We start from the raw sequence: 21,985 nt of genomic DNA on the forward strand, positions 1-21,985 counted from the left end.
GCTTTCCGGTTTGCCCGCCCGTGATCCGACCTGATCAGGCCTTGACCACGCTGTCGTGACTGCCTCGATATTTGCCCCTTGTGTCGACGATAACAGGAGCGTGCTTCAGAATCATCTCGTAATCGAATTCCGAATGGTCGGTCAGCAGGACGACACAGTCATAGGATGCCAGCGTTTCGGGAGAAAGCTCCACCGAAGAGAGGTCGAAGTGGTGCTCGCGCATCTTCGGGAATGTCGGAGCATGCGGGTCAGAGTAGTCCACGAGCGCTCCCTTGTCGCGCAGCAGCTCCATGACCATGATGGACGGGGATTCACGCACATCATCAACGTCTTTCTTATAGGCAATGCCAAGCGCCAGAATGCGTGCGCCGTTGAGTGCCTTCTGCCGGTCGTTCAGCGTGTTTGCGACCTTTCCGACGACCCAGGCGGGCATGTTGCGGTTGGTGTCGCCTGCAAGCTCGATGAAATGCGTGTTGAGACCAAATTCACGCGCTTTCCAGGTCAGATAGAAAGGGTCAATCGGGATGCAGTGGCCGCCGAGGCCCGGGCCGGGATAGTAGGGCGTAAAGCCGAACGGCTTCGTGGCCGCCGCATCGATGACTTCATAGATGTCGATGGACATTCTGTCGGCGATGGTCTTCATCTCGTTGACCAGACCGATGTTCACGGCGCGGTGAATGTTCTCCAGCAGCTTCACTAGCTCTGCGGCCTGCGTCGAGGTTACCGGTACAACGCGATCAACTGCATGTCCGTAAAGCTCAAGTCCCACTTCCATACACTGCGGCGTCGTGCCGCCCACAACCTTGGGAATGGTGCGTGTCGTGAAGTTCGGGTTGCCGGGATCTTCGCGCTCGGGCGAGTAGACAAGGTAAATGTCTGTGCCGACCTGGAAGTCGCGTTTTGTCAGGTACGGCTTCAGAACCTCTTCCGTAGTTCCGGGCCACGTTGTGCTTTCAAGCGAAATGACCTGCCCGCTGCGGATATAAGGAGCGATTGTCTCCATCGTCCCGGTGATGAACGAGAGATCGGGCTCGCGATGTTTGCTGAGCGGAGTGGGGACACAGATGATGATCGCGTCGGCCTCGCCAATGCGCGAGAAATCTGTCGTGGCCTCGAACTTGTTCGCCACCATCTGCGTAATGTCGCTGGAAGCGATGTGCTCGATCGGACTCTTGCCAGCGTTCAGCGTTGAGACACGTTCCTGATCGATGTCGAAGCCGAGTACCCCGAAGCCAATTTCGCTGAAGCGTACTGCGAGTGGAATGCCGACATATCCCAGTCCGATGATGCCGATGCGTGCGGACTTGGATCGCAGTTTTTCAAGGAGGTTCATAGGTATTTCCCTGATGGGTGAATCGTCGCGGACGGTTTAACTTTAGATTGCAACGCGTTTCAAGAGGTGGGGGTGATGTGAAAAGGAGTGAAGGTCGTGAAACAGGCGTTCCCTGTTTCAGTCCGGAAGGAGCTCTTTGTCACGCGGAGAAGTAACAGTCTATTGTGTCGAAGCTGTGTTGCGATGTGAATTGCGCTCCGTGATTGGGCTTTTTAGGAGCGCAAATCAAGGGGGCGATCGGATAAGAAATTGCCGGGATCAATCTTGGGTTGTTTTTTCAGGAGGGGAGGTTGTTGCCTCGCGTGAAATTGTCTTGATGTGGCAGCTTAAGAGCTGCGTAGGTGAAACACCCACATCTCTTCATGAAGCTGCGCTTTTCTGCTGTGCGATCAAACTGCAGGTTGATGTGCCAAGGGGCATCTGGTTGCGAGTTGTGAAGACTCTTGCTAGGCATCCGCCAGCATGCCCCACCTTTTGGAAGAGGTTGACGTGAGGGCGTGGGGGAGCGCAGCGCCTCGGTCCAGTGGCCTGAAATGAGGAAGAAACGCGTGAGCAACGGCCCCGTTAAAGAGTTTCTGGTTTTCGGAAATGCGAAGTCAGTTCACACTTTCAATATAATTTTCTCACTGCATCTGAATGGGATTCAGTGCTCCCTTGTCAGTCTTGACGGGTGTGGGTGTGAAGACCTGTCCCGGCGTTATGGGGAAATCAATACAAGAATAATCGCTCCTGAAACCGTGTTCGAGCGCTCTCTGGGGGCGCTCTTCGCGAAGGCAGAGCGCATGCGGGGAGGCTATTCCAGGTACATTGCGATATCTGCCGCCGTTTATGGGCAGTTTGTTGCGGACATCGATGCGCCCATGGAGCGGAAGGCCCTTGTCTGCCTTGGGACCGAAATTCTGTTCCATGTGGGCAGGGATGCGGACATGGCGCGTTCCATATCCAAATTCGGCAGCGTGATTTGCCCATCCGTCTATCTTGCTGAGAAGGCAAAGCTCTTCAAGGCGGACAGCGCCAGAATTTATGTTCGGAACCTCGGAATTGCAGATATCTGGTTTGAACCAGCCCGTGTGAGCAAGTCGGTTGTCCGATTTGAGAAGTATTTCGTCACCGCAAAATATTTCAAATGGATCTACGGTTTCGAGACCATCATTGAATTTGTCGACGAGTACAAGGACGAGCTCAGGCGGCTTGATGTCGGTTTTGTCTTTGTAGGCGAGGGCGACGGGTACAGGTCAAAACTGGAGGGGCTGATACGAGACAGGGGGGTATCAGACCGGTTTCAGTTCCTGGATTTTGCCACTCATGCAGAGTTGGCGTCGCTTTTGGATGGCTCCCTCGGGGGGCTTTATCTCTCCGAATATGAGAGCTATGGCGTTACGTTGCTGGAGTGTTTCGCGCGCGGGAAACCTGCCGTCTACTGGGGTATTCCAGGCTACCGCGACGTGACGGATGGTTATCGCTACGGGCATGCCTGCCCTTATGGCGATTTTTCAGATCTGTGGACCTCCATCCGCAGCTGCATTGGAAATGCAGCGAAAGACGAACAGCTTTTGGCCTGGGCAAACACATTCGCATGGTCTCAGAGGTCGGCAAGCTATGTGGAGGCCCTGAAGGGAGAAGCAGCGGATGAGGCGGATACAATCCGCACGGCTCCGGTCTTTGTCTCTAAGGCAAATATCCTTCATCTCCTTGAAGGCCGGAGAGACATCAAAGGGGCTCGTCAGAAACGCACGCTGGAAATCTACCGGGAGCTCGATATCAAGACGAGCATTCTGCCGGTTTTCAATATTGGAGATTCAGCGGCTTCCATCCTGAAGGAGATAAAATCCAAGGATGGCGTGTTCGCGTATGTAGAGCATGGATCGAATTATACGTCTTTTGATGAGGAGGTTGATAATAAAATCAAGGAAATGGAAATTCCTGTTGTGAATTTCCTTTCAGATTATCATTCTCTTACTTCTTTGTATTATCTTTCTGTGAATAAAAATATACGTAGATATGCATCCTCACGTATTCAGACGCAAAAGCGCATCAAGTTAGCGAAAGAAAACCCTATGCTCACGCTCGCGCTGCCGACGATGAGCGTCGCGAAGATGGCCGGAATTGAACCTTCCAGCTGTATTCTGCTGCCGCCGGGATTTGAGGATGCGGCTCTGAATTATCGAGATGAACAGAATGAGCCTGCCAACTGCCAGGCTGTTCTGGTTTATACGGGCGGTCTTGGTCCCTTCTACGACCTCACGCGGCAATTGCTCTGGTCTCTGGAAGGCGGTGTTGAACAGGTTTTCTATATAAGAAGAAAAGAGTTTGATGGTATGATGCCTGCTTTCAAAGAAGCAGTGCGTCAGAGCGGTGCTTCAATTGAGTTCGACAAGAATTTTGATCATGAATTTCAGCCAGATGGCAGGATTTTCTTTGGAAGCATATTGATGGAGCCCATACCTTATATCAAGAGCGCCTTTCCTGTGAAAATCATGTCCTACGTCACGAAACGCATGCCTGTGGTGGCTTTCAAGGATACGGAGATAGGAGAGATCGTGGAGCAGAATGATCTTGGATTCACGATATCCGAGGAGCAAAGCCTATCCGAAGAGATGGACAGGTACCTGTCCACGTTCTCGCGGCAGACGTTTTTGTCGAAGGCGCGAACCTATATCGAGAACAATACGTGGGCCAAAAGAGTTGAAACAATCTGTCATGCGGCTTGTTAAGTTTGCCAGCGCTTCTTTCCTGAGCCTGAAAGGGGCATATTCAGGCACAACGATCGGGGTGCTTTGGCAACCGATATCGGTCAGCTTTGTCGTGCTGTTCCTGTTTCTCGTGTTCAGTTCATCTGAAGGCAAGGCAACGGACTATCTGCTTTACCTGTGCGCGGGCTATTGGATATGGCAATGGTTCTCGATGCTTCTGGGCGATGGTGCCGATCAATTCAGGACCCAGAGGGTGCATCTGGAGCGTCCGTCCTGGTCGCTTGTCGACTTCTTCGTATGGTGTACCGTCGACCGTCTCACACGCCATTTCATAGCGACCTTCTTTCTAAGCCTTGTCCTGGTTATCGTTGGCGGTCTTCCCGCAATCGGCTTCATGCTGCTCTCCTATCTCCTGATTCTGGTTGTGGATGTGCTGGTTTCCTTCCTTCTCAGCAGCGTCACGCTGGTGTTCAAAGACTTCCGCTTTGCCCTTGGTCTGATGAACCGCGTCCTGTTTTTCGTTACGCCCATCTTCTGGGGCTACAATGCGAACCCGACACCAGGTTCGTTCAGGGCGATTGCGACAGAGTGGAGCCCCATTGCGAACTTCATAACCGGTTTCCGCTATGCCCTCGGCGTCACCTCCCTCTCGCCAAGCTGGCTCGTGATCTCTGGCTGGCTTGTTTTTCTTTGCGTAGCCGTATGCTGCATTCTGATGTTGGCTCCTCGTGACTGGAGGAATTACCAATGAGTGACGATCCGATTGTCGAACTGAAGGGCGTTTCCGTCGAGTACAAGCGGCCGATGGTGTTCGGGCGCAAGGAGCGTGCGAGCGCCAAGTATGCGCTGAAAGACCTGACCCTCTCGTTTCGTCGTGGACAGAGGATTGGCCTCGTAGGTCCCAATGGGGCAGGGAAGACCACGTTTCTGAAATTGATGAGCGGGGTTATGACCCCGTCTCGAGGGGAATTCACGATCAAGCGATCTGTGGCCTCGGTCCTGGACATCGCCGGAGGTATGGTTCAGGGGCTTACCGGTCGCGAGAATGCGCGGTTGAAATATTATCTGTCAAAAGCGGATCTGTCGTGGCGGGATTTCGAAAAGCATGTCGAGGAAGTCTCCGCCCTTGAGGGGAAACTGGACGAACCCGTTGCCTCCTATTCGTCTGGCATGAAGGCACGGCTGGATCGGAGCATGCTTCGGCTCACGCGTGGGTCGATCTATGTTTTCGATGAATGGGTGGCAGTTCTGGATGCTGACTTCGAGCGGCGAAGTTCTGGCGGTATCAAGGCTGTCGCGGATCTTGTTGTGGTTGCATCGCACAGCGAGAAGGTCCTTCGCAGCTGGTGCGACGAGCTGATATGGCTTGAAGGTGGAGAGGTTGTAGAGAGCGGTGGAATCGATGACGTGCTCCCCAGATACCAAAAAGAGATTAATCAGCGAGCTAAGGCAGCAAATCGAAGATAACAGGCAGAACTACAACAAGTATGATTGGGTCTGCACTGTCAGTGATTACAAGCTCGTTCGCTTCTATGTGATCGCCTACGATGCGGTGCGGGATCGTATCCGTGCGCGGTTCATTGCGTCCAAAGGGCCTCTCAAAAAGTTTGTAAGAAGAATACCCGGTGCGAAGAGCGCTTACGGGTTGCTGAAGCGGGTGCTTCGCTGAGCAGCAGCAACTGCCAGTCCAGGGCTATGGGCTTCCACGAAACCTTACCGTCTCCGGTCGCGCGTGAGGAAACTGCACGGGGCGCGTGCGCCCCGTAGCTGTTCCATGAGCCCGTTCAGGGGGGGGCGAAAACACTTCCTCAAATCTCATGAACGCGGGGTGGGGTGTCGCAGACTTTTTGTGCCAGGTCGATCACGTGGCGGTGGTGGGTCAGGTAGATGGCCTGGCCGCGGCGGCCGATCTGTTCCATCACCCGGCAGGCGGCGCTGGTGCGGTTTTCGTCGAATGTCTCGAAAATGTCGTCGCAGAAGAAGGGCAGGCGGGTGCCCTGCGCGATCAGCTGCTCGTGTGCGGCGGCGCGCAGCGCCAGATAAAGCTGGAAACGCGTGCCCTTGGAAAGCTCAGCCACCCGCTTGGCCGTGCCGTCGCGAGCGACTGCCAGAAGCGTTTCGTCATTGCCTTCGGGCTGTGTCGTCAGGCGTTCATAAGCGCCCTGCGTCAGCGTTGAGAAGCAGCTTTCGGTGGCGGCCATCATGCCGCTGCGATGGGTGTCCCGGTAGCGGCGGATCGCCTCGTCGGCCAGCCGGTAGCCCAGCGAAAGCTCCAGATGATCGCGGGCAGCCTCTTCCAACTCCAATTCAAGCGTGGCCTTGCGCTCCGTCATGGCGGCAATGTCGGCGTCGCCGGTCACGCGAAGCAGCGCCTGCTCTGCCGTCACGCGCTTCTCGGTCGTTGCGGTCAACTGGCGTTCGGCCTCCGTAGCGTCAGCTTTCAGGCTTTCCGCCTCGGCTTCAAGGGCGGCAGCTGTGACGCCTTGCAGCATATCGCGGGCGCACTTCATGCTTTCCAGGCCCAGTTCGGAGAGAACCGTGCGTTCAAGCCTGGCCTTTTCCTGTCGCTCGGCGATGACTTGTTGGGCCTGTGTCGCGGTGCGGCGCAGGGCGTCGAGCGTGTCGACCGGCGCGTCTTCGGGGAAAATCCGCCCCATCACTTCGACCTCGCGGTCTATGTCTTTCAGCCGCTTCTCTTTCTCCGTCAGCCGGGTGCTGGCCCGGTCGAGATTTGCGCTCAGCTCCGCCGCGCGTGTTTCCGCAGCGCGTGCCGCTTCGGAGCGTTCACGCAGCAGCGAGAATGTTGCAGCTGCGGTTTCGGCCACGGGAAGATCGTGGGTGGCGGCGAGCGCCGTGACCCTGCTTTCGAAAAGCGCCTGATCGGCCTCCATCGTCGCGACGCGCTGCGCGGCATCGGCGCGTTTTTCTTCGCCGTCGCGCAGAGCCCGCAGCGGATCGAGTGTCGCCAGAAGGCTCTCCTCATTTACGGCTGAACCCAGAAGATCGCGCACCAGATCGCGCCAGAAAGCTTTGGCCTGTGTGGCCTTTTCCCTTGCAGCTTCCTGCCTTTTCGTTCTGCGGCGCAGCTCTTCGTCAATCGTGCGGCGCGCTTCATGAGCCTGTGCTGCAGCGGCAATCGCCTCGCTTTCCGCCTCGGCCAGAGTGCGGGCCGCGGCAAGAGCGCTGTCCAGATCCGGGTTCTCGAGGTTCACATAGGGCAGGAGCGCATCAAGCAGATGCTCCGCCCGCGCCAGCGTCGGGCGATGGGTCTCGCGCAGGCTCGCAGTTCTGGCCGAAGTCTCTGCCGCCACCTCATGGCGCTTCACCCAGTCGAGCCATTCGGCAGGCGACAGCGAGCGCGGAAGGCCGGCGGATGCGGCCGCATCGTTCACGGTGCTTTCAAGCGCTGCCTGTTTTTCGCGAAGCGCTGTCAGTCGCGCCTCTGCCTGATCGGCGCGCGCCTGCGCTTCAGCACAGGCCTGTTCGATCTGGCGCAGCTGCCCGAGATCGCGCGCCTGCAGGACGCGCGACTGCATCGCCGCATCAAGCGCGTGAAGCGCATGTTCGAAGGTCTGTGCGGTCCCCTCGTTTAATTCCGTGCGGTGCTTTTGCCAAAGCCGGTCCCGCTCGGTCCTGAGGGTGTTGGCCTCGCCATCTGAAACAAGGCTTGTGTCGGAGGCGAGCTGGGCGGCCTGCGCGCGGCGGGCGGCCAGATCCTCGCGATGCTGGGAAAGTGCCACTTCGGCCTGGGCGATCTGCCGCGTAAGTTCCGCGTGGGTCTCGGCCCAGTCCTGCGCCTTCAGGAGGCTTGTCGGGCAGTCCGGAAGCGTCTCGAAACGGACAGCGCCGACCGTGAGGCATTCGCGCGCAAGGCGCTCGTCAGCGGCCGCCGCATCAATCGCCTGCTCGGCCCGTGCGATAAGGGGAACAAGGCGCTCCACATCATGGCGGGCGAGTATCTCGCCGATCCCGCACGCGGCCGGGATCTTCGCTGCCGCCGTTTCATGTGCCGTTTCCGCCTGCTCGAAACGCGCCGCCAGATCCTCGATCTCCCGGCTTTCGGCCAAAAGCGTCTGCTCGGCGCCGCGCAATTCATCGCGTGCGCGTTCAAGGCTGGCGATCTGGGCGGGCGTCAGCACAAGGCTGCGCGGATCGGTGGTCTCGTCAGCGCCAAGGTCTCTGGCTGCGCGAAGCATGGCGCTCTCGGCTTCAGAGACATTTGCGCGCCGGCGTTCAAGATCAAGCCCCGCGGTCACGTCACGCGCGCGCAGATCGTCCAGTGCGTCCAGCGTCTCGGTGAGGGCCGCCAGTTCCGGTGCGCGGCTCAGACCATCGCGCGCCGCGCTCGCCTCTTCGATCTCCATGGTCAGGCGCTCGATGTCCGCCCGTGTCCGGCTTTCCTCGGCAAGCAGTGTGACCAGACTTTCCGGTTCGAAATCCAGCCTTTCGGGGAAGGATGCGAAGGGCGCGATGCGGGCTGCGAGCGCCTCGATTTCGACCAGCATGGGCAGGGCGCGGCGTCTGGCGGCAATCCGGGCCGCATTCTCAAGCAGCCCATCACGCGCGGTTCTGGCTTCGCTTTCCGCCTTGCGCGCATCGGCCAGCTCTTTCTTGAGGCTGCGCCATGCGCTTGCTGAAACGTCGCGCTCGCGAATGTCCTTTTCAAGTTGCGCCAGCTCACGCTTGAGAATGGCGATGCGCGTCTTGCTGGCCCTTTTGCGCCAGATTTCGTCCGCTTCTTCACGCACCTTGTCCAGAACGGTGCTCAGATCCGCCACGCCGGCGGCTGCGGAGAAGAGAAGCCGCCCGATATCGCCGCGCGCCTGCGCGATTTCTTCGCCGCCGCGCTCGATGGTTTCGTCGTCAAGGCACAGAAGGTGGCGGTAATCCTCTTCGGAAAGACCGGCCAGAAGGGCCGATATGGCGGTCTCGGGCAGGGGGGCGCCTGCCTCATCCACCAGCGCGCCGCTGCGCGTGGGAAGGCGGGTGAACCAGCGCAGGTCGCCGTCGATTTCCAGCTGCCCGGACACCTGCAGATTGCTGCGCTGGTGTTTGAAGGCGTAGCCCTCGCGGTTCGGGAAGCCATAGAAGAGGCGCAGCGCCGCCTCCATCGTGGTCGTCTTGCCCGCCTCGTTGGGCCCGTAGATGATGTGGAAATCGGGTTTCTCTCCGGCTTCGCCGAAGTCGAACTGACGGCCCGTGAAATGGCCGAAACGGTCCATGGAGAGTTTGCGCAGACGCATCAGTTTTCAGCACCTTTCAGGCGCGCCAAAACACGCTCGCTTCCGGCTTCGGCAAGGCTTTGGGTGAGCCTTTCCGCTGCGGCCTCATCGGGCACGAGCCGCGCGCGAATGGCCGGCGGCAGATCCATCAGAACCTCATCGATTTCGGTCTGGGCCGCGCTCGCAAAGCCCTGTTCCGCCTGGATTGCGGCGATCGTTGCGGCCAGCTCGTCGGTGGCGCTAAGCGCGCCGTCGTGCTGTGCCGGCGCGTCGAGGCTGAAGTCCAGCTTCTCGATCCAGAGGCGGTCGGTCTCCCGCGCCAGTTCGCTGATCTGCTCGCCCCAGTAATCGCGGTCGCGCAGGAAATGCCAGTGACGTTCCGGCGCGCCCTGCAGGGTGAGGCGCAGAACGCCGGCATCTGCCGTCAGCTCACCGGCGGTCGTGCGCAGGTGATCGCGCAGGAGCGTGCGCAACGCCTCGTCGCTCTGCGCCGCCGTGATGTCGAGCGCGGAATTGGTGAACTCCAGCGCCGATGTGGGGATTTCGTCGACGCGAATGCCACCGTCGTTGATGCTCAGAAGCGTCGCCGATTTCGGGCCTGCTTCTCCGATGTCACGCCCCTGCGGGATGCCGGGCATGACCACCCATGGCGCCTGCGAATGGACCTGTCTCTTGTGGACATGGCCGAGCGCCCAGTAATCGAAGCCCATCCCTGACAATTCACTGACAGTGCAGGGGGCGTAGGTGTCATGCCCCGCCGCCCCGGCAAGAGATGTGTGCAGCATGGCGATGTTCACCGCACCGGCCACGGGGGCCGAAAAGCGCGGCAGGAGGCTGTCGGGCGCGTGTCTATCTGCAAAGCTGACGCCGTGCACCCAGACATTTTCCGCAAGCTGCACCTTTCCGCCCCGTGCGTCGAAGACATGCACATGATCGGGCAGGTCGAGCGTACCGGTTATGGGGTTTTCGGCATCATGGTTGCCCTTGATGTAGAAGACCCGGGCACCCGCCGCGCGCAGGCGATCGAGCTGTCCGGTGAGGAAGGCGGCGGTGCGCGCACTGCGCTCCTTGCCATCGAAGAGATCGCCCGAGATCAGCAGCGCCGAAACCTCTTCCGAGAGCGCGGTGTCGATGATCCGCGAAAAGGCGGCGCGGCTGGCGGTTTCCACCTTTTCACGCAGCGCCACATCGCGCAGGGCGAGCGATTTGAGCGGGGAGTCGAGGTGAATGTCGGCGGTGTGCAGAATTTTGATCAATGCGTTTCCTCTGGACATGAACATGTCACCGGCAATCGCCAATCTCAAGCATGTCCCGGCGTCGGTCGTTCAGGTTTTCGGGGAAAACGACGTTCTGTGGCTCAACCCTTTGGTTGCGAAGGGAGATGCGGCGCTGAAGCAGCGTCCCTCGTATAGGTGAAATCTCATATAAAAATCACATTGTGAGAATTGTAATTCAAAAAAGGTCAAAAAACTTTGACAGGTATCGCATGGTGATGTTACGAAAATTGCGCCATCGCCAAGATGTGTTTTTTGGGAGGAATTCATGAAACTGCTTAAAGCCGCCGCTCTTTCCGTTTCGGTTGCCGCACTCAGCGCGGGCGCCGTGTCCGCCGCAGAGATCAAGTTCAGCTACCCCGTCGCCCAGGACAGCACGATGGGGCAGACCGTCACGAAGTTTGCAGAGCTTGTGGAGGAGAAGACCGGCGGGGCCGTCACGGTGCGCCAGTTCCCGCAGGCCCAGATCGGTAACGAGATCCAGTCGATCTCCTCGGCGCAGGGCGGCATCGTCGAAATGGCGGTGACCACGACTGCAGGCCTGGCCGCCATGGTGCCGGAATTCAACGTCTTCCAGCTTCCCTTCATGTTCGGCAGCTACGAGCAGCTGGACAAGGTTTCCCGCAGCCCGGTGTCGCAGAAAATTCTGGACAAGATGGAGCCGAACAACCTCGTCGGTCTGTGCTTCTGGGATTACGGCTTCCGCAACATCACCAACAACAAGCGTCCCGTGACCAGCCTCGACGATGTGCAGGGGCTGCGCATCCGCACGATCCAGAACAAGGTCTATATCGACGCGCTTTCAGCCATGGGCATGAACCCGACGCCGCTGCCTTTCCCGGAGACGTTTACGGCTCTGGAGACCGGCGCGATCGACGGCAATGAGATCGCCAACGATGTCACCCGCTCGACATCTTTCTATGAGGTTCAGGACTACCTGACCGAGACCCAGCACTTCACCACCATCTCGGTTGTCTATGCCAGCAAGAAGTTCTGGGATGGTCTGGATGCGTCCCAGCAGGATGCGGTCCGCGCCGCCTGTGCGGAGAGCTCCGACTACAATCGTGAGATCATCAACGCCTCGAGCGGCGAAACGCTCGAATTCCTGAAGGAGAAGGGCATGCAGATCGACACGATCTCGGCCGAGAACCTTCAGGCCTTCCGCGATGCCGTCAAGCCGGTGGTCGAGGAAGTGAGCGCACAGCTCGATCAGGAGATCGTGACGGAGTTCATGGCCGAGATCGAAGCTTCGAAGAGCGCCAACTGAGTTTGGTTGTCCTGCCGCGTGGTTCGGCCGCGCGGCAGGATGGGCAGCCTTGTGCTGCGTTTTTCGTGCGTGGGAGAAGTCATTGCTTTTGAAAGACAAGATTGCGCTGGTCACGGGCGCTGGCAACCCTGAAGGCATCGGGTTTTCCGTTGCGCAGACCTTTGTGGCCGAGGGTGCATCCGTCGTGGTCGTGGACCGTGACGAGCGAGCCGTCGAACAGGCCGTAAAGGCGCTCGGCGAACGGGCTGTCGGTGTTGCGGCAGACCTGCGTGACGAGGCAGCCTGCCGGCATGTTTTCGACGTGACGCGTGAGCGTTTCGCTCGCCTCGATGTTCTGGTGAACAATGCCGGGATCACCCAGCCGCGCAAATTCACCGAAATCACCGCTGCCGATTACGACGCCATCATGGACATCAATCTGCGCGGCACGGTGATGATGACCCAGGGCGCGCTGGGAATGATGGAAAGCGGCGCATCGATCATCTGCATCGCATCCATTGCCGGCCAGCGTGGCGGCGGCCTGATGGGCGGCGCTCACTATGCTGCCTCCAAGGGTGCCGTGCTGTCGCTTGTGAAGTCGGTCGCGCGCGAAATCTCTCCGAACGGCATTCGTATCAATGCGGTGAACCCCGGCGTCATCATGTCGAGCATGACGCGTGATTTCTATGATGATGTGCAGACGGCGCGGGTTCTGCCGCAGATCCCGATCGGTCGCTTTGGAGCGCCGCAGGATGTGGCGAACACCTGCCTTTTCCTCGCATCCGACCTGTCGTCCTACATGACCGGCTCTGCCGTCGATGTGAATGGCGGCATGCACATGAACTGAGGCGGCGATTGCCGTCTCACCGACTTCAACATCAATCCAACAGGAGATTGTGATGAGTGGACCCGTTGTCCCCGTCGTTACCCGCGCCAATGAGCTGAGCGACAAGACCGGCCAGTCCGGCGATTGCGTTCGCCGCTCGGGGGTCAGCCCGCAGCACACGCCGGCAACGAAGATCTGGTTTGGCCAGGTTTCCAACGAACCGGGCTTTCGCTCGCCGCCGCATCATCATGGCGAAGCAGAGACGGGCGGCTACGTTCTCTCCGGCCACGGCCGCATCTATTTCGGCGAAGGCTACCGCGACTATGTGGACATGATGCCCGGCGACTTCGTGTTCGTGCCGCCGCACATGCCGCATGTGGAAGTGAACATGAGCACGACCGAGGAGCTGGTCTGGCTGACCTGCCGGACGCCGGACAATATCGTGGTCAACCTGCCAGACGTTCCCGACAGCGATCTGGAAGGCTATCGTCGTCCCGCATAAGCGACCAAGCGCAGCGCCCCCGGAAAGAGGGGCGCGCGTGACATTCATGATCCTGGAGGGGGAGGACCAATGTCCAAGGTGATCGAAGCCTATTTCAGACTGCTGAAAATACTGATTGTGGTTTGCCTTGCGGGCATGGTTCTGCTGGTTTTCGGCAATGTGGTGCTGCGCTACGCCTTCAACTCGGGCATTACGGAGTCCGAGGAGTTCTCGCGCTGGCTCTTCGTCTGGATGGTGTTTCTGGGGGCGATTGTCGTTCTCCGGGAAAATGGCCATCTGGGGCTGGAATTCGTGGTCAACAGCCTGCCGCGCCCACTCCGCAGGATCTGCCTCGGCCTTGCCCATGTGCTGATGATCTTTGCCACATGGCTGATCATCTCCGGCAGCTACACGCAGTTTCTTCTCAACATGCACACCTATGCGCCGGCGACCGGATTGCCGATCTCGTTCCTGGTGGGCGTCGGGCTGATCTTTGGCGTGTCGACCGGCGCCATTCTGGTCTGGCGGCTCTATCTGATCGTTGTCGGCAGGCTCGACCGCGTCGTGACCTTCGATGAAGAGCTGCAGGCTCTCCAGCAGAGCGGGGTGAAGTGAGATGACGCTTGGTGTCTTTCTCGTCAGCCTGCTCGGCAGCATGGCGATCGGCATGCCCATCGCCTATGCGCTGATCATGACCGGTATCGCGCTGATGTGGTATCTGGGTTTCTTCGACGCCCAGGTGATCGCGCAGAACCTTTTGAACGGCGCGGACAGCTTTCCGCTCATGGCGGTTCCCTTCTTCATGCTCGCCGGCGAAGTGATGAATGCGGGCGGCCTGTCGCGCCGGATCGTCAATCTCTCGGTTGCAGCCGTTGGCCATGTGCGCGGCGGGCTTGGTTATGTGGCAATCCTCGCGGCCCTGATCCTTGCAAGTCTCTCTGGTTCGGCTGCGGCCGACGCCGCAGCGCTTGCGGCCATCCTCGTGCCGATGATGGTGAAGGCGGGGCACGATCAGGGGCGCTCGGCGGGGCTTATCGCATCGGCGGGCATTTCCGCCCTCGTCATTCCGCCGTCCATTGGCTTCATTCTGATCGGCGTGGTGGGCAATATCTCGATCACGCGCATCTTCATCGCCGGCATCGTGCCCGGCCTCGTCATGGCGCTTGCGCTGACGGCCACCTGGTTCCTGGTGTCGCGGCGTGAAGAGACGGTGACGCGTGAACGCGTGCCATTCTCGGTTGTCATGAAAGAAGCGTGGTCGGGCATCTGGGCGCTGATGCTGCCCGTGATCATTCTCGTCGGTCTGCGCTTTGGCGTCTTCACGCCGACCGAGGCCGGTGTGATCGCTGCCGTCTACGCGCTGTTTGTCTCGATGGTGATCTATCGGGAACTGAGCGTCGCCCAGCTCTTCGACGTGTTTCTTGGCGCGGCCAAGACCACCTCCATGGTCATGTTCCTCGTGGCTGCCGCTCTGGTTTCCAGCTGGATGATCACGATTGCCGGCCTGACCGCGCAGATTTCGGCGCTGGTTGCGCCCTTTGCCGACAATCCCATTCTTCTGATGGCGGCAGTGGTGGGGCTGGTCGTGGTGATTGGCTGTGCAATGGACATGGTGCCGATCATCCTGATCCTCGTCCCGGTCCTGATGCCAACCATCAAGGCGGCAGGGATCGATCCGGTCTATTTTGCAGTGATCTTCATGATCGCGGCGGCCGTCGGTCTTTTGACCCCGCCGGTCGGCAGCGTGCTCAACGTCGTGGCCGGCGTGGCCCGGATACCGCTCGCACGGGTCATTCAGGGCGTGGGGCCGTTTATCCTGGCGCAGATTGCCGTGCTTGTTCTGCTTATCCTGTTCCCCGATATCGTTATGGTACCGGCGAACTTCATTTCTGGAAATTAGGGACACGTCATGGCTCCGTTGGAAGACGAAACCGAAGGCAAGATGAACAGCCTCGACAAGATGCTGTCCGTTCTGAACGGGTTCAACGAAGACAATCTGATGATCGATGTCGCCCAGGCGGCGGAACTGTCGGGTTCGTCCCGTGCAAGCGCCTATCGGTATCTGCAGGCGCTGACGCGGTCGGGCCTGCTGACGCCCGCGAGCGGCGGCAGCTATGTGATCGGTTCGCGTGTGATCGAGCTGGAAATGCTGAAGCGGGAGAACGATCCGCTCCTGCGCGCGGCGCGCTATCTGATCCGCTACTATGCCGATTGCATGGGCATGAACATCATGCTGTGCAGCTATTATGGCGACAAGGTGCTCTGCGCGGACAATGCATGGCCCGACCACAGCATCCCGGAGATCTACAAGCCCGGCCGTTCCATGCCGATTTTCAAGGGTGCGATGGCGAAGGTCATTCTGGCCAATCTCTCGCCTTCGCAGCTGAAGAGCATCCATTCGTGGAACGCCGAGCGCATTCGCGAAAGTGGCCTCGGCGAAACGCTGGAAGCGTTCCTCGCGCGCATGGCGGAAATCCGCAGTGCAGGCGTGACGATCACCCAGGGCGAGGTGGTCGACGGTCTCGTCGGAATAGCCGCGCCGATCCGCGACGGTGAGGAGCGCGTTCTGGGAAGCGTCGTCTTCGTCCTGTCCATCGAACACTTCAACAGTCTCGAGCGTGATGCGCTGGCACAGGAGATCCGCCACATCGCGTCTGAAATCGAGCACGGCATTCTGCGCGCCAGCAAATTTGCCGCCACCGCACCCATCGCGGCAGCGCGTCCGCGCCGCGTTCCCGTTTATCGGGGCTGAGTTCGTCGATCAGCGTGATCGCCGACGAAATGCCCGATCCATCCAAGCCCGACCCGTTCAAGGAGGAGAAACACAGATGAAGTTGCTGCGCTATGGGCCGAAAGGGCAGGAAAAGCCCGGTCTGGTTGATGCGGAGGGTCAGATCCGTGACCTGTCGCACCATGTTCCCGACATTGCCGGCGATGCTCTTTCTCCCGCAGGGCTCGCGGCGATTGCTGCGCTGGATATCGCTTCCCTTCCGCCTGTTGAAGGCTCGCCACGGATTGGCCCCTGCGTCGGTCGGGTCGGCAAGTTTCTCTGCATCGGACTGAACTTCGCCGACCACGCGCGCGAGACGGGCAAGGAGCCTCCGAGCGAACCCGTTGTCTTTGCCAAGGCCGTCTCCGCGATCTGCGGACCCAATGATGATGTCGAAATTCCGCGTGGCTCGGACCGCACCGACTGGGAAGTCGAGATGGGCGTGGTGATCGGCTCGCGGGCGAAATACATCTCCGAAGCCGAGGCGATGGATCATGTCGCCGGCTTCTGTCTCATCAATGACCTGTCCGAGCGCCGTTTCCAGTCGGAGCGAGGCGGGCAGTGGACGAAGGGCAAGAGCCACGACACGTTTGGCCCGATTGGCCCCTGGCTTGTGACGCGGGACGAGATTGCCGATGTGCAGGATCTCGGCATGTGGCTGGATGTCGATGGCGAGCGGCGGCAGACCGGCAACACCAGCACTATGATTTTCGGTGTGGCGGAACTCATCAGCTATCTCTCCCAGTTCATGACCCTGGAGCCGGGCGATGTCATCTCGTCGGGCACGCCGCCCGGCGTCGGCCTTGGCATGAAGCCGCCAACCTTCCTGAGGGAAGGGCAGGTCGTGCGGCTTGGCATTTCCGGTCTCGGTGAGCAGCGTCAGACGATGGTGCAGGCGTGAGCACGGCTGCCGAATGGCGGGCGCAGATGACGGATCTCTCCGGCAAGGCGGCAATCGTCACCGGGGGCGCGCGCGGTCAGGGGGAGGCGGAAGCGCGCCTTCTGGCCGAGTGCGGCGCGCAGGTCATGATCTGCGATGTGCTTGTGGATGAAGGAACGGCGCTGGCGGCGGAGCTCGGCGAGCGCGCGTGCTTTCGTCAGCTGGACGTGACCGATGCGGAAGCCTGGGGAAATACGGTCGCGGCGATGCGCGACTGGGCTGGCAGGCTCGATATCCTCGTCAACAATGCGGGGATCATCAATCGCACGCTGATCGCGTCGACGGAGCCCGAAGCCTGGCGCAGGCTTCTCGATGTGAACCTGACGGGCGCCTTTCTGGGCATCCGCGCCGCAGCTCCCCTGATGGTAGAGGGCGGCGGCGGCAGCATCATCAACATCTCCTCCAATTCCGCATTCTCCGGCCATGCGGATCCGGCCTACACGGCCAGCAAATGGGGGCTTCGCGGCCTGACACGGTCGGCGGCGAACGAGTTTTCCGCAGATGGCATTCGCGTGAATGCGGTTTGCCCCGGCCTGATCGTGACGGGACTGAACCGCGAGTCACCGCATCTGCGCCCGATGATCGACCTGACCCCTGCCGGGCGCTCCGGTGAGGCGGAGGAGGTTGCGCAGCTCGTGCTCTATCTCGCTTCGGACGCCTCGCGGTTCGTGACAGGCGAGGATTTCCTGATCGATGGCGGCTTCGTCGCCGGCGCGGCCTATCGGCGGGTCGGCGTTGATACGGGAATTTTGCGGGGGTAGGGCGCGGGAGCGGCGTCTGCCGTGAGAGCTGCCGGGGGGCGAATAGTGCTTCCCTCCGGCCCCTTTGTCTTGGGCGTCAGTCCAGCCCTGGGCAGCCTTTCGATCAGCGGGTCACTTGGCCCATTGGGCGAGAGTTTGCGCCAATGGAACCAGGCTTTCAATCCCTATCAGCGGCAACGTAAAAACGCTGCGGCGCTGCAATGGAAACTCCCCTTGTATCGGCCTCACTGCCTTCCAGCGATGCGCAGGCGTGCTTCCCCATTCCGGCCTCCAGACAGGTCACCATCGACATTCATCGCCAGATGGCCAAGACCATCATGCCAGCGTATGGAGTTTACCGCAGGCTGAGGCTTTCTATCTTGCTAGCCCAGTTTTGTTATCTAAATCCGGAACGCCAAAATCTCTCGCGGCACGCTGTAATGCGGTCGCAAGTTCGATGGGATCTTCCCAGATGGTTTTAGGGTCTGTAAAATATTGAACGAAACCATCCGTAATATTTCATTTGCCACAATGTTACAGATTTTTTCTACTGAATATAAAGTTAGAGATAATAAATATATCTTATTTTTGATTACATTTTCAATTGTGAATTTAAAATTCTAGACAAGGGTATTCTGTATTTTTTGAAAGCCTGATACATAGTGATGAATTAGGTTTCTCGAATTTATATAATTAAAATTGTAATATAAATAATTTAATTGATTTATATTATTTATAATAATTGGATTTTCTATCATGCATACAGCGCGTCGGCTCTGGGTGTGGGCAGAATATTGCCGTGCTTATGTCTGTGTAGTCCTGATCCAAAACGCGCCCTGTTCTCGGATGGTGCCGTCTAACTCCAATCGAAACATGCGTTTCGCAGTGGCGGTCATCGGCTTGCTCTTGCTGTCTGGTGTGTCCGCTCGGGCGGAGCAGATAGGCGAAAATAATACGCAGATCCTGCCGCCTGTACATGCTGAGCGTTTCGATGATTGGGAGATTGTATGCGCGAGGTCATCCGCACAGGTGAATGTGGTGCGGGAGGTGGATGCGACGGGTGCGAGCGCCTGCCGGCTTCAGCAGGCCCAGGCGATTAATGGAGGTCGGGATGTTGCATTTCTGTTCAACATCGTCCTGCAGAAAAGTGAGCCGATTGCGATCGTGTCCGCGCCGCTGAACGTTTACCTTCCGGGCGGCGTCGAGTTGACGATTGATCGGGGGAAGGCCCAGCGCGCAGCATTCGAAACCTGTAATATCAGCGGATGTCACGCCGGGTTCGCCCTCAATGAGGCGCTTCTGGTTTCCTTGAAGAGAGGTGCGAAGCTCGTCGCTTCTCTGCAGGATGGACGCTCGAAAAAAATACCGGTTACCGTGTCGCTTAAGGGGATCACGGCAGGCTTGAAGCGTCTTGACGAACTCAGCCAGGGCGGCCGCTCAGACGACAGGGCGGGTGCGCAATGATGTCGGGCTGGTCATTGGGAATGCAGATTGGCTCGAGCGCGCGACTTTTCTCTCTAGCTCTTGGACTGTGGTCTGCGTCTGGAACGCCGGCCGATGGATATCCGGGCGCATATGCCGACTGTCCTGGGGTGGTTGTATCGACCAAGACCGGAGAAACACTGACATTTGACGTCCTGGCAGAGCGGGTGCGGGACGCCGGAGTTGTTCTGTTCGGCGAAGTGCATGGCGTGCCGGAGCATGCGCGAGCGTCAGCTTGCCTGCTGTCCATGCTGGCAGAAGGCGGCCGGCCTGCGGGTCTGGTGGTGGAGATTCTTTCTGTAGACGATCAGCCGGTGGTTGATCGTTATCGTAGGGAAAATCCGGAAAATGCTGCCGGGCTTGGAGTGGTACTACAATGGTGGAAGCGCGGCTGGCCGGCGTTCGAGCATTGGCTTGCCCTCTTTGACAGGGCGTTCTCATTGAGGATCGATATCAAAGGGGGGGACGCCGGTGAGGGAAGCGTGTCCTCGCCCGAGCCTTGGCTGGGAGGGCATCTGACCGCAGTCCGTGCTTCCTGGGCGAGCGCGATGAAACGCGCGCATTGCGAACTTATCGACAGCAAGGAAGCGGCCCGGCTCGGCGAGCAGCAGATCATGCGAGACCTGTCCATGGCTGAGCGGGCGATCGCACTACATACGCGTTTGGCAGCCCGATCAAAGACCGATCCTGCCGTTCTTGTCCACGCCGGCCGTGGCCACGTCCGTAAGGACAGATCGCTGTTCCACGCATTGATGCAGCAGGCTGATGCGAAACCCGGAAAGATTGTTGTTATTGGCGCGTTTTCTGCCGTGGATGCCAAGGCAATGCGGGAGACGGATGAGTTTGATTTTGTGTGGGTCGCCGGCGGTCCTTCTGTAATGCAAGTCAACTGCCCGTTCGGTATTGGCCGCAAGGCAGAGCGGGCAGCGGAGCAGTCGCGATGAGCCCCCTTGTATCAGGTCGACCAAAACTGTGCGTGGCGCTCTTTGCTGGTGTTGCCTTGGTTGCGCCAATGCCGGATGCGGTGGCGCAGGTTGTTCCCGATGGGGGTACGGCAACGAGTGTTTCCACTGATGCGGCGGGCGTTTCAACTGTCTCGATCGCGCCATCCAGCCCGTCAGGGATCAGCCACAACACCTATACAGAATTCTCGGTTCCGGCAGCCGGTGTTAACCTCGACAATCGCAGCGCCATTGCCCGCACGATCCTCAACGAAGTGACGTCTTCGAGGATCTCCAATCTGAACGGCGCACTGGAGGTGCTTGGCGTTCCCGCTCACGTCATTCTGGCCAATCCGAACGGCATCGTTGTCGATGGAGGCGTGTTCATCAATACAGGCGGGGTGGCGCTTTCGACCGGCAGCGTATCCATCACGACCCATAAAGCGCCGGGCGTCAGCATGGACAATGTCGTTCTGGAAACGGCTTCCGGACGCATCGATGTCACGGGAGCAGGGCTGTCAGGTGCAATGGCGAGCCTCCAATTGCTTGCCGGCGAGATCAGGATAGACGGCCCCGTAGAGAGCAGGTCCGAAAGTGCGCGATCAGAGATACTGCTGCATGCCGGAAGCAGCCGTGTTGAATACGACAGTGCTGTGCTTGCGAACGCGGACCTCGAAAGCTGGGGTGAGTTGAGCGTCGTTCCCGCCACGGCGGCGAACAGCAGGGCGATCGAAATCACCGAGCGAGGATCACTGAAGGCCAACACAGTACGCATCCTGGCAACCGACAACGGTGCGGGTGTCACTCATGCAGGTTCCGGACTGGCCGCCAGCGGTGATTTTGTCATCGACGCAAGTGGCAAGGTTGCCATTGCCTCAAATATCAAGGCAGCGCGTCATGTCACCATCAAGGGGGCTGAAATAGAGGCGCGTTCGAATGTGCGCAAATCTCAGGTCACGGTGGAGGCAGTAAGCGGTGCGCTCACTCTTGTGGCGGCGTCTGGCGACATAGCGAATACCGGTGTTTTGATGTCGGGTGCGACACGGGATGCAGATAATGTTCTGTCGAAAGGCGGGGTCACTCTCGAAGCGGCCGGAGATATCCGCCTTTTGAGCGAACATGCCGATCAGCTCGCCATCGTTTTCGCCTCGGCTGAAAACCTCGACGTCCATGCGAGCGGTTCCATCACGAACAACACCGGCAGGCTGTTGGCGAACGGTAAAACGCGGATCGATGCGGGAGGCGATATCACGAACACGATTGATATCGTCGAGGGAGCATCACCCGCGGGCGAGTGGACTTACAGAGAAGATGTCGGAAAGCGGATCTGGTATTCGCTCTGGCAAAAGCGTCTGGTCACTACATACGCGTCCCTTGACTATGGCCATGAGCGGATCGCGGGTCAGCAGGCCTACATCGTCGGCTCCGACGTAACGCTCACAGCCACGGGAAATGTCGTCAATATCGGTGGTTCCATCAATGCGAATGGCGACGCAGCCGGGTTTGGCGGGAGCATCAGCATCGAGGCTGTCGCGATCGAAAATCGTTCGCTTGCTACCGGTTCCCTGTCCTTCATCCAGACGTGCGGGCTTTCCTGCATCGGCTCCGGCCGCTCGGACATCGCTCTGCTTGGCGGTGCAATCAACGGCCATTCAGACGTCGTTCTAAAAGCCAGGGATGCGATCTCCAACGCCGGGCAGGTCACGTCTTACGGTGATCTGCATCTTCAGGCACCTGAAGTGACGATTGAAGGGACACGGGTCGCGAGCATCTATCGGCGGTCGCCCGGTCTTTACAATTTCTGGGGCGGCTCCAGCATCTGGATGGGAGAGCTGGATGTCGGGGGTGTTATGACCGCGCCGCTCGGTTCCATTGCCATTGAAGCCTTCAAACCCGTCATTGTTGATGCCGGCGTCCTGGAAGCGCGCAATGGCGTCACGGTCCCGGGCGGGGTCGCACTTGTGCGAGCACCGCTCACCGGGCTTACGACCGCAAAGCGTCCCGTCGGGCACTTCAGCCAATTGGTGGGAGAGTAGG

Annotated in this window: 17 protein-coding genes; 14 read left to right on the forward strand and 3 right to left on the reverse strand. The window is 59.1% G+C overall.

All coding sequences use genetic code 11. The annotated features are described in order from the left end of the window. Positions 1-34 precede the first annotated feature (34 nt). Positions 35-1,333 (reverse strand): nucleotide sugar dehydrogenase, encoded by a 1,299-nt coding sequence (locus ACRTG1_RS07325; RefSeq protein WP_432515989.1) that lies wholly within the window; start codon positions 1,331-1,333, stop codon positions 35-37. A gap of 548 nt (positions 1,334-1,881) precedes the next feature. Here ACRTG1_RS07325 and ACRTG1_RS07330 point away from each other — a divergent pair. Genes ACRTG1_RS07330 through ACRTG1_RS07340 form a run of 3 tightly spaced genes read left to right on the forward strand, consistent with a single transcriptional unit; the run spans position 1,882 to position 5,493 of the window. Beyond that, positions 1,882-4,047: a glycosyltransferase gene (locus tag ACRTG1_RS07330; protein ID WP_432515990.1), complete on the forward strand. Its 2,166-nt coding sequence runs from the start codon at positions 1,882-1,884 to the stop codon at positions 4,045-4,047. After that, positions 4,034-4,777, forward strand: a complete 744-nt coding sequence (locus ACRTG1_RS07335) for a hypothetical protein (RefSeq protein WP_297558343.1) — start codon at positions 4,034-4,036, stop codon at positions 4,775-4,777. Before ACRTG1_RS07330 ends, ACRTG1_RS07335 begins: the two co-directional genes overlap by 14 nt. Further along, positions 4,774-5,493, forward strand: coding sequence for an ABC transporter ATP-binding protein (locus ACRTG1_RS07340; protein ID WP_432515991.1), 720 nt, complete (start codon positions 4,774-4,776; stop codon positions 5,491-5,493). Before ACRTG1_RS07335 ends, ACRTG1_RS07340 begins: the two co-directional genes overlap by 4 nt. Before the next feature lie 341 nt (positions 5,494-5,834). Here the strand turns inward: ACRTG1_RS07340 and ACRTG1_RS07345 are convergent, their stop codons facing one another. Continuing rightward, positions 5,835-9,269: an AAA family ATPase gene (locus ACRTG1_RS07345; RefSeq protein WP_432515992.1), complete on the reverse strand. Its 3,435-nt coding sequence runs from the start codon at positions 9,267-9,269 to the stop codon at positions 5,835-5,837. Further along, positions 9,269-10,504, reverse strand: a complete 1,236-nt coding sequence (locus tag ACRTG1_RS07350) for a metallophosphoesterase family protein (RefSeq protein ID WP_432515993.1) — start codon at positions 10,502-10,504, stop codon at positions 9,269-9,271. The genes ACRTG1_RS07345 and ACRTG1_RS07350 overlap by 1 nt, the downstream gene beginning before the upstream one ends. Before the next feature lie 286 nt (positions 10,505-10,790). Between ACRTG1_RS07350 and dctP the strand changes: the two genes are divergently transcribed. The 11 genes from dctP to ACRTG1_RS07405 all read left to right on the forward strand — a co-directional run bounded on the left by dctP (position 10,791) and on the right by ACRTG1_RS07405 (position 21,984). Further along, positions 10,791-11,789, forward strand: coding sequence for a TRAP transporter substrate-binding protein DctP (gene dctP, locus ACRTG1_RS07355; protein WP_206544762.1), 999 nt, complete (start codon positions 10,791-10,793; stop codon positions 11,787-11,789). Between the two features lie 88 nt (positions 11,790-11,877). Further along, entirely contained in the window at positions 11,878-12,615 is a 738-nt protein-coding gene (locus tag ACRTG1_RS07360; protein WP_432515994.1) for an SDR family NAD(P)-dependent oxidoreductase, read from the forward strand. 52 nt (positions 12,616-12,667) lie between these two features. Beyond that, positions 12,668-13,096, forward strand: a complete 429-nt coding sequence (locus ACRTG1_RS07365) for a cupin domain-containing protein (RefSeq protein ID WP_113154384.1) — start codon at positions 12,668-12,670, stop codon at positions 13,094-13,096. Between the two features lie 69 nt (positions 13,097-13,165). After that, the gene (locus ACRTG1_RS07370; protein ID WP_206544764.1) at positions 13,166-13,690 is read left to right on the forward strand and encodes a TRAP transporter small permease; all 525 of its coding nucleotides are present in this window, start codon (positions 13,166-13,168) and stop codon (positions 13,688-13,690) included. A 1-nt stretch (position 13,691) separates the two neighbouring features. Further along, positions 13,692-14,975: a TRAP transporter large permease gene (locus ACRTG1_RS07375; protein WP_113154386.1), complete on the forward strand. Its 1,284-nt coding sequence runs from the start codon at positions 13,692-13,694 to the stop codon at positions 14,973-14,975. Between the two features lie 9 nt (positions 14,976-14,984). Further along, on the forward strand, positions 14,985-15,827 hold the full coding sequence (locus ACRTG1_RS07380) for an IclR family transcriptional regulator (protein WP_412033174.1): 843 nt from the start codon (positions 14,985-14,987) through the stop codon (positions 15,825-15,827). Between the two features lie 76 nt (positions 15,828-15,903). Further along, entirely contained in the window at positions 15,904-16,746 is an 843-nt protein-coding gene (locus tag ACRTG1_RS07385) for a fumarylacetoacetate hydrolase family protein (RefSeq protein WP_432515995.1), read from the forward strand. Next, entirely contained in the window at positions 16,743-17,546 is an 804-nt protein-coding gene (locus ACRTG1_RS07390) for an SDR family NAD(P)-dependent oxidoreductase (protein WP_245447471.1), read from the forward strand. The genes ACRTG1_RS07385 and ACRTG1_RS07390 overlap by 4 nt, the downstream gene beginning before the upstream one ends. 852 nt (positions 17,547-18,398) lie before the next feature. After that, positions 18,399-18,989 carry an invasion associated locus B family protein gene (locus ACRTG1_RS07395; RefSeq protein ID WP_432515996.1) on the forward strand — a complete coding sequence of 197 codons (591 nt, stop codon included), beginning with the start codon at positions 18,399-18,401 and terminating at the stop codon, positions 18,987-18,989. Then, entirely contained in the window at positions 18,986-19,951 is a 966-nt protein-coding gene (locus tag ACRTG1_RS07400; RefSeq protein ID WP_432515997.1) for a ChaN family lipoprotein, read from the forward strand. The genes ACRTG1_RS07395 and ACRTG1_RS07400 overlap by 4 nt, the downstream gene beginning before the upstream one ends. Further along, entirely contained in the window at positions 19,948-21,984 is a 2,037-nt protein-coding gene (locus ACRTG1_RS07405) for a filamentous hemagglutinin N-terminal domain-containing protein (RefSeq protein WP_432515998.1), read from the forward strand. The genes ACRTG1_RS07400 and ACRTG1_RS07405 overlap by 4 nt, the downstream gene beginning before the upstream one ends. Position 21,985: the final 1 nt, after the last annotated feature.

Source organism: Nitratireductor sp. PBL-C9 (genome assembly GCF_050877045.1).
Taxonomy (GTDB): domain Bacteria; phylum Pseudomonadota; class Alphaproteobacteria; order Rhizobiales; family Rhizobiaceae; genus Nitratireductor; species Nitratireductor aquimarinus.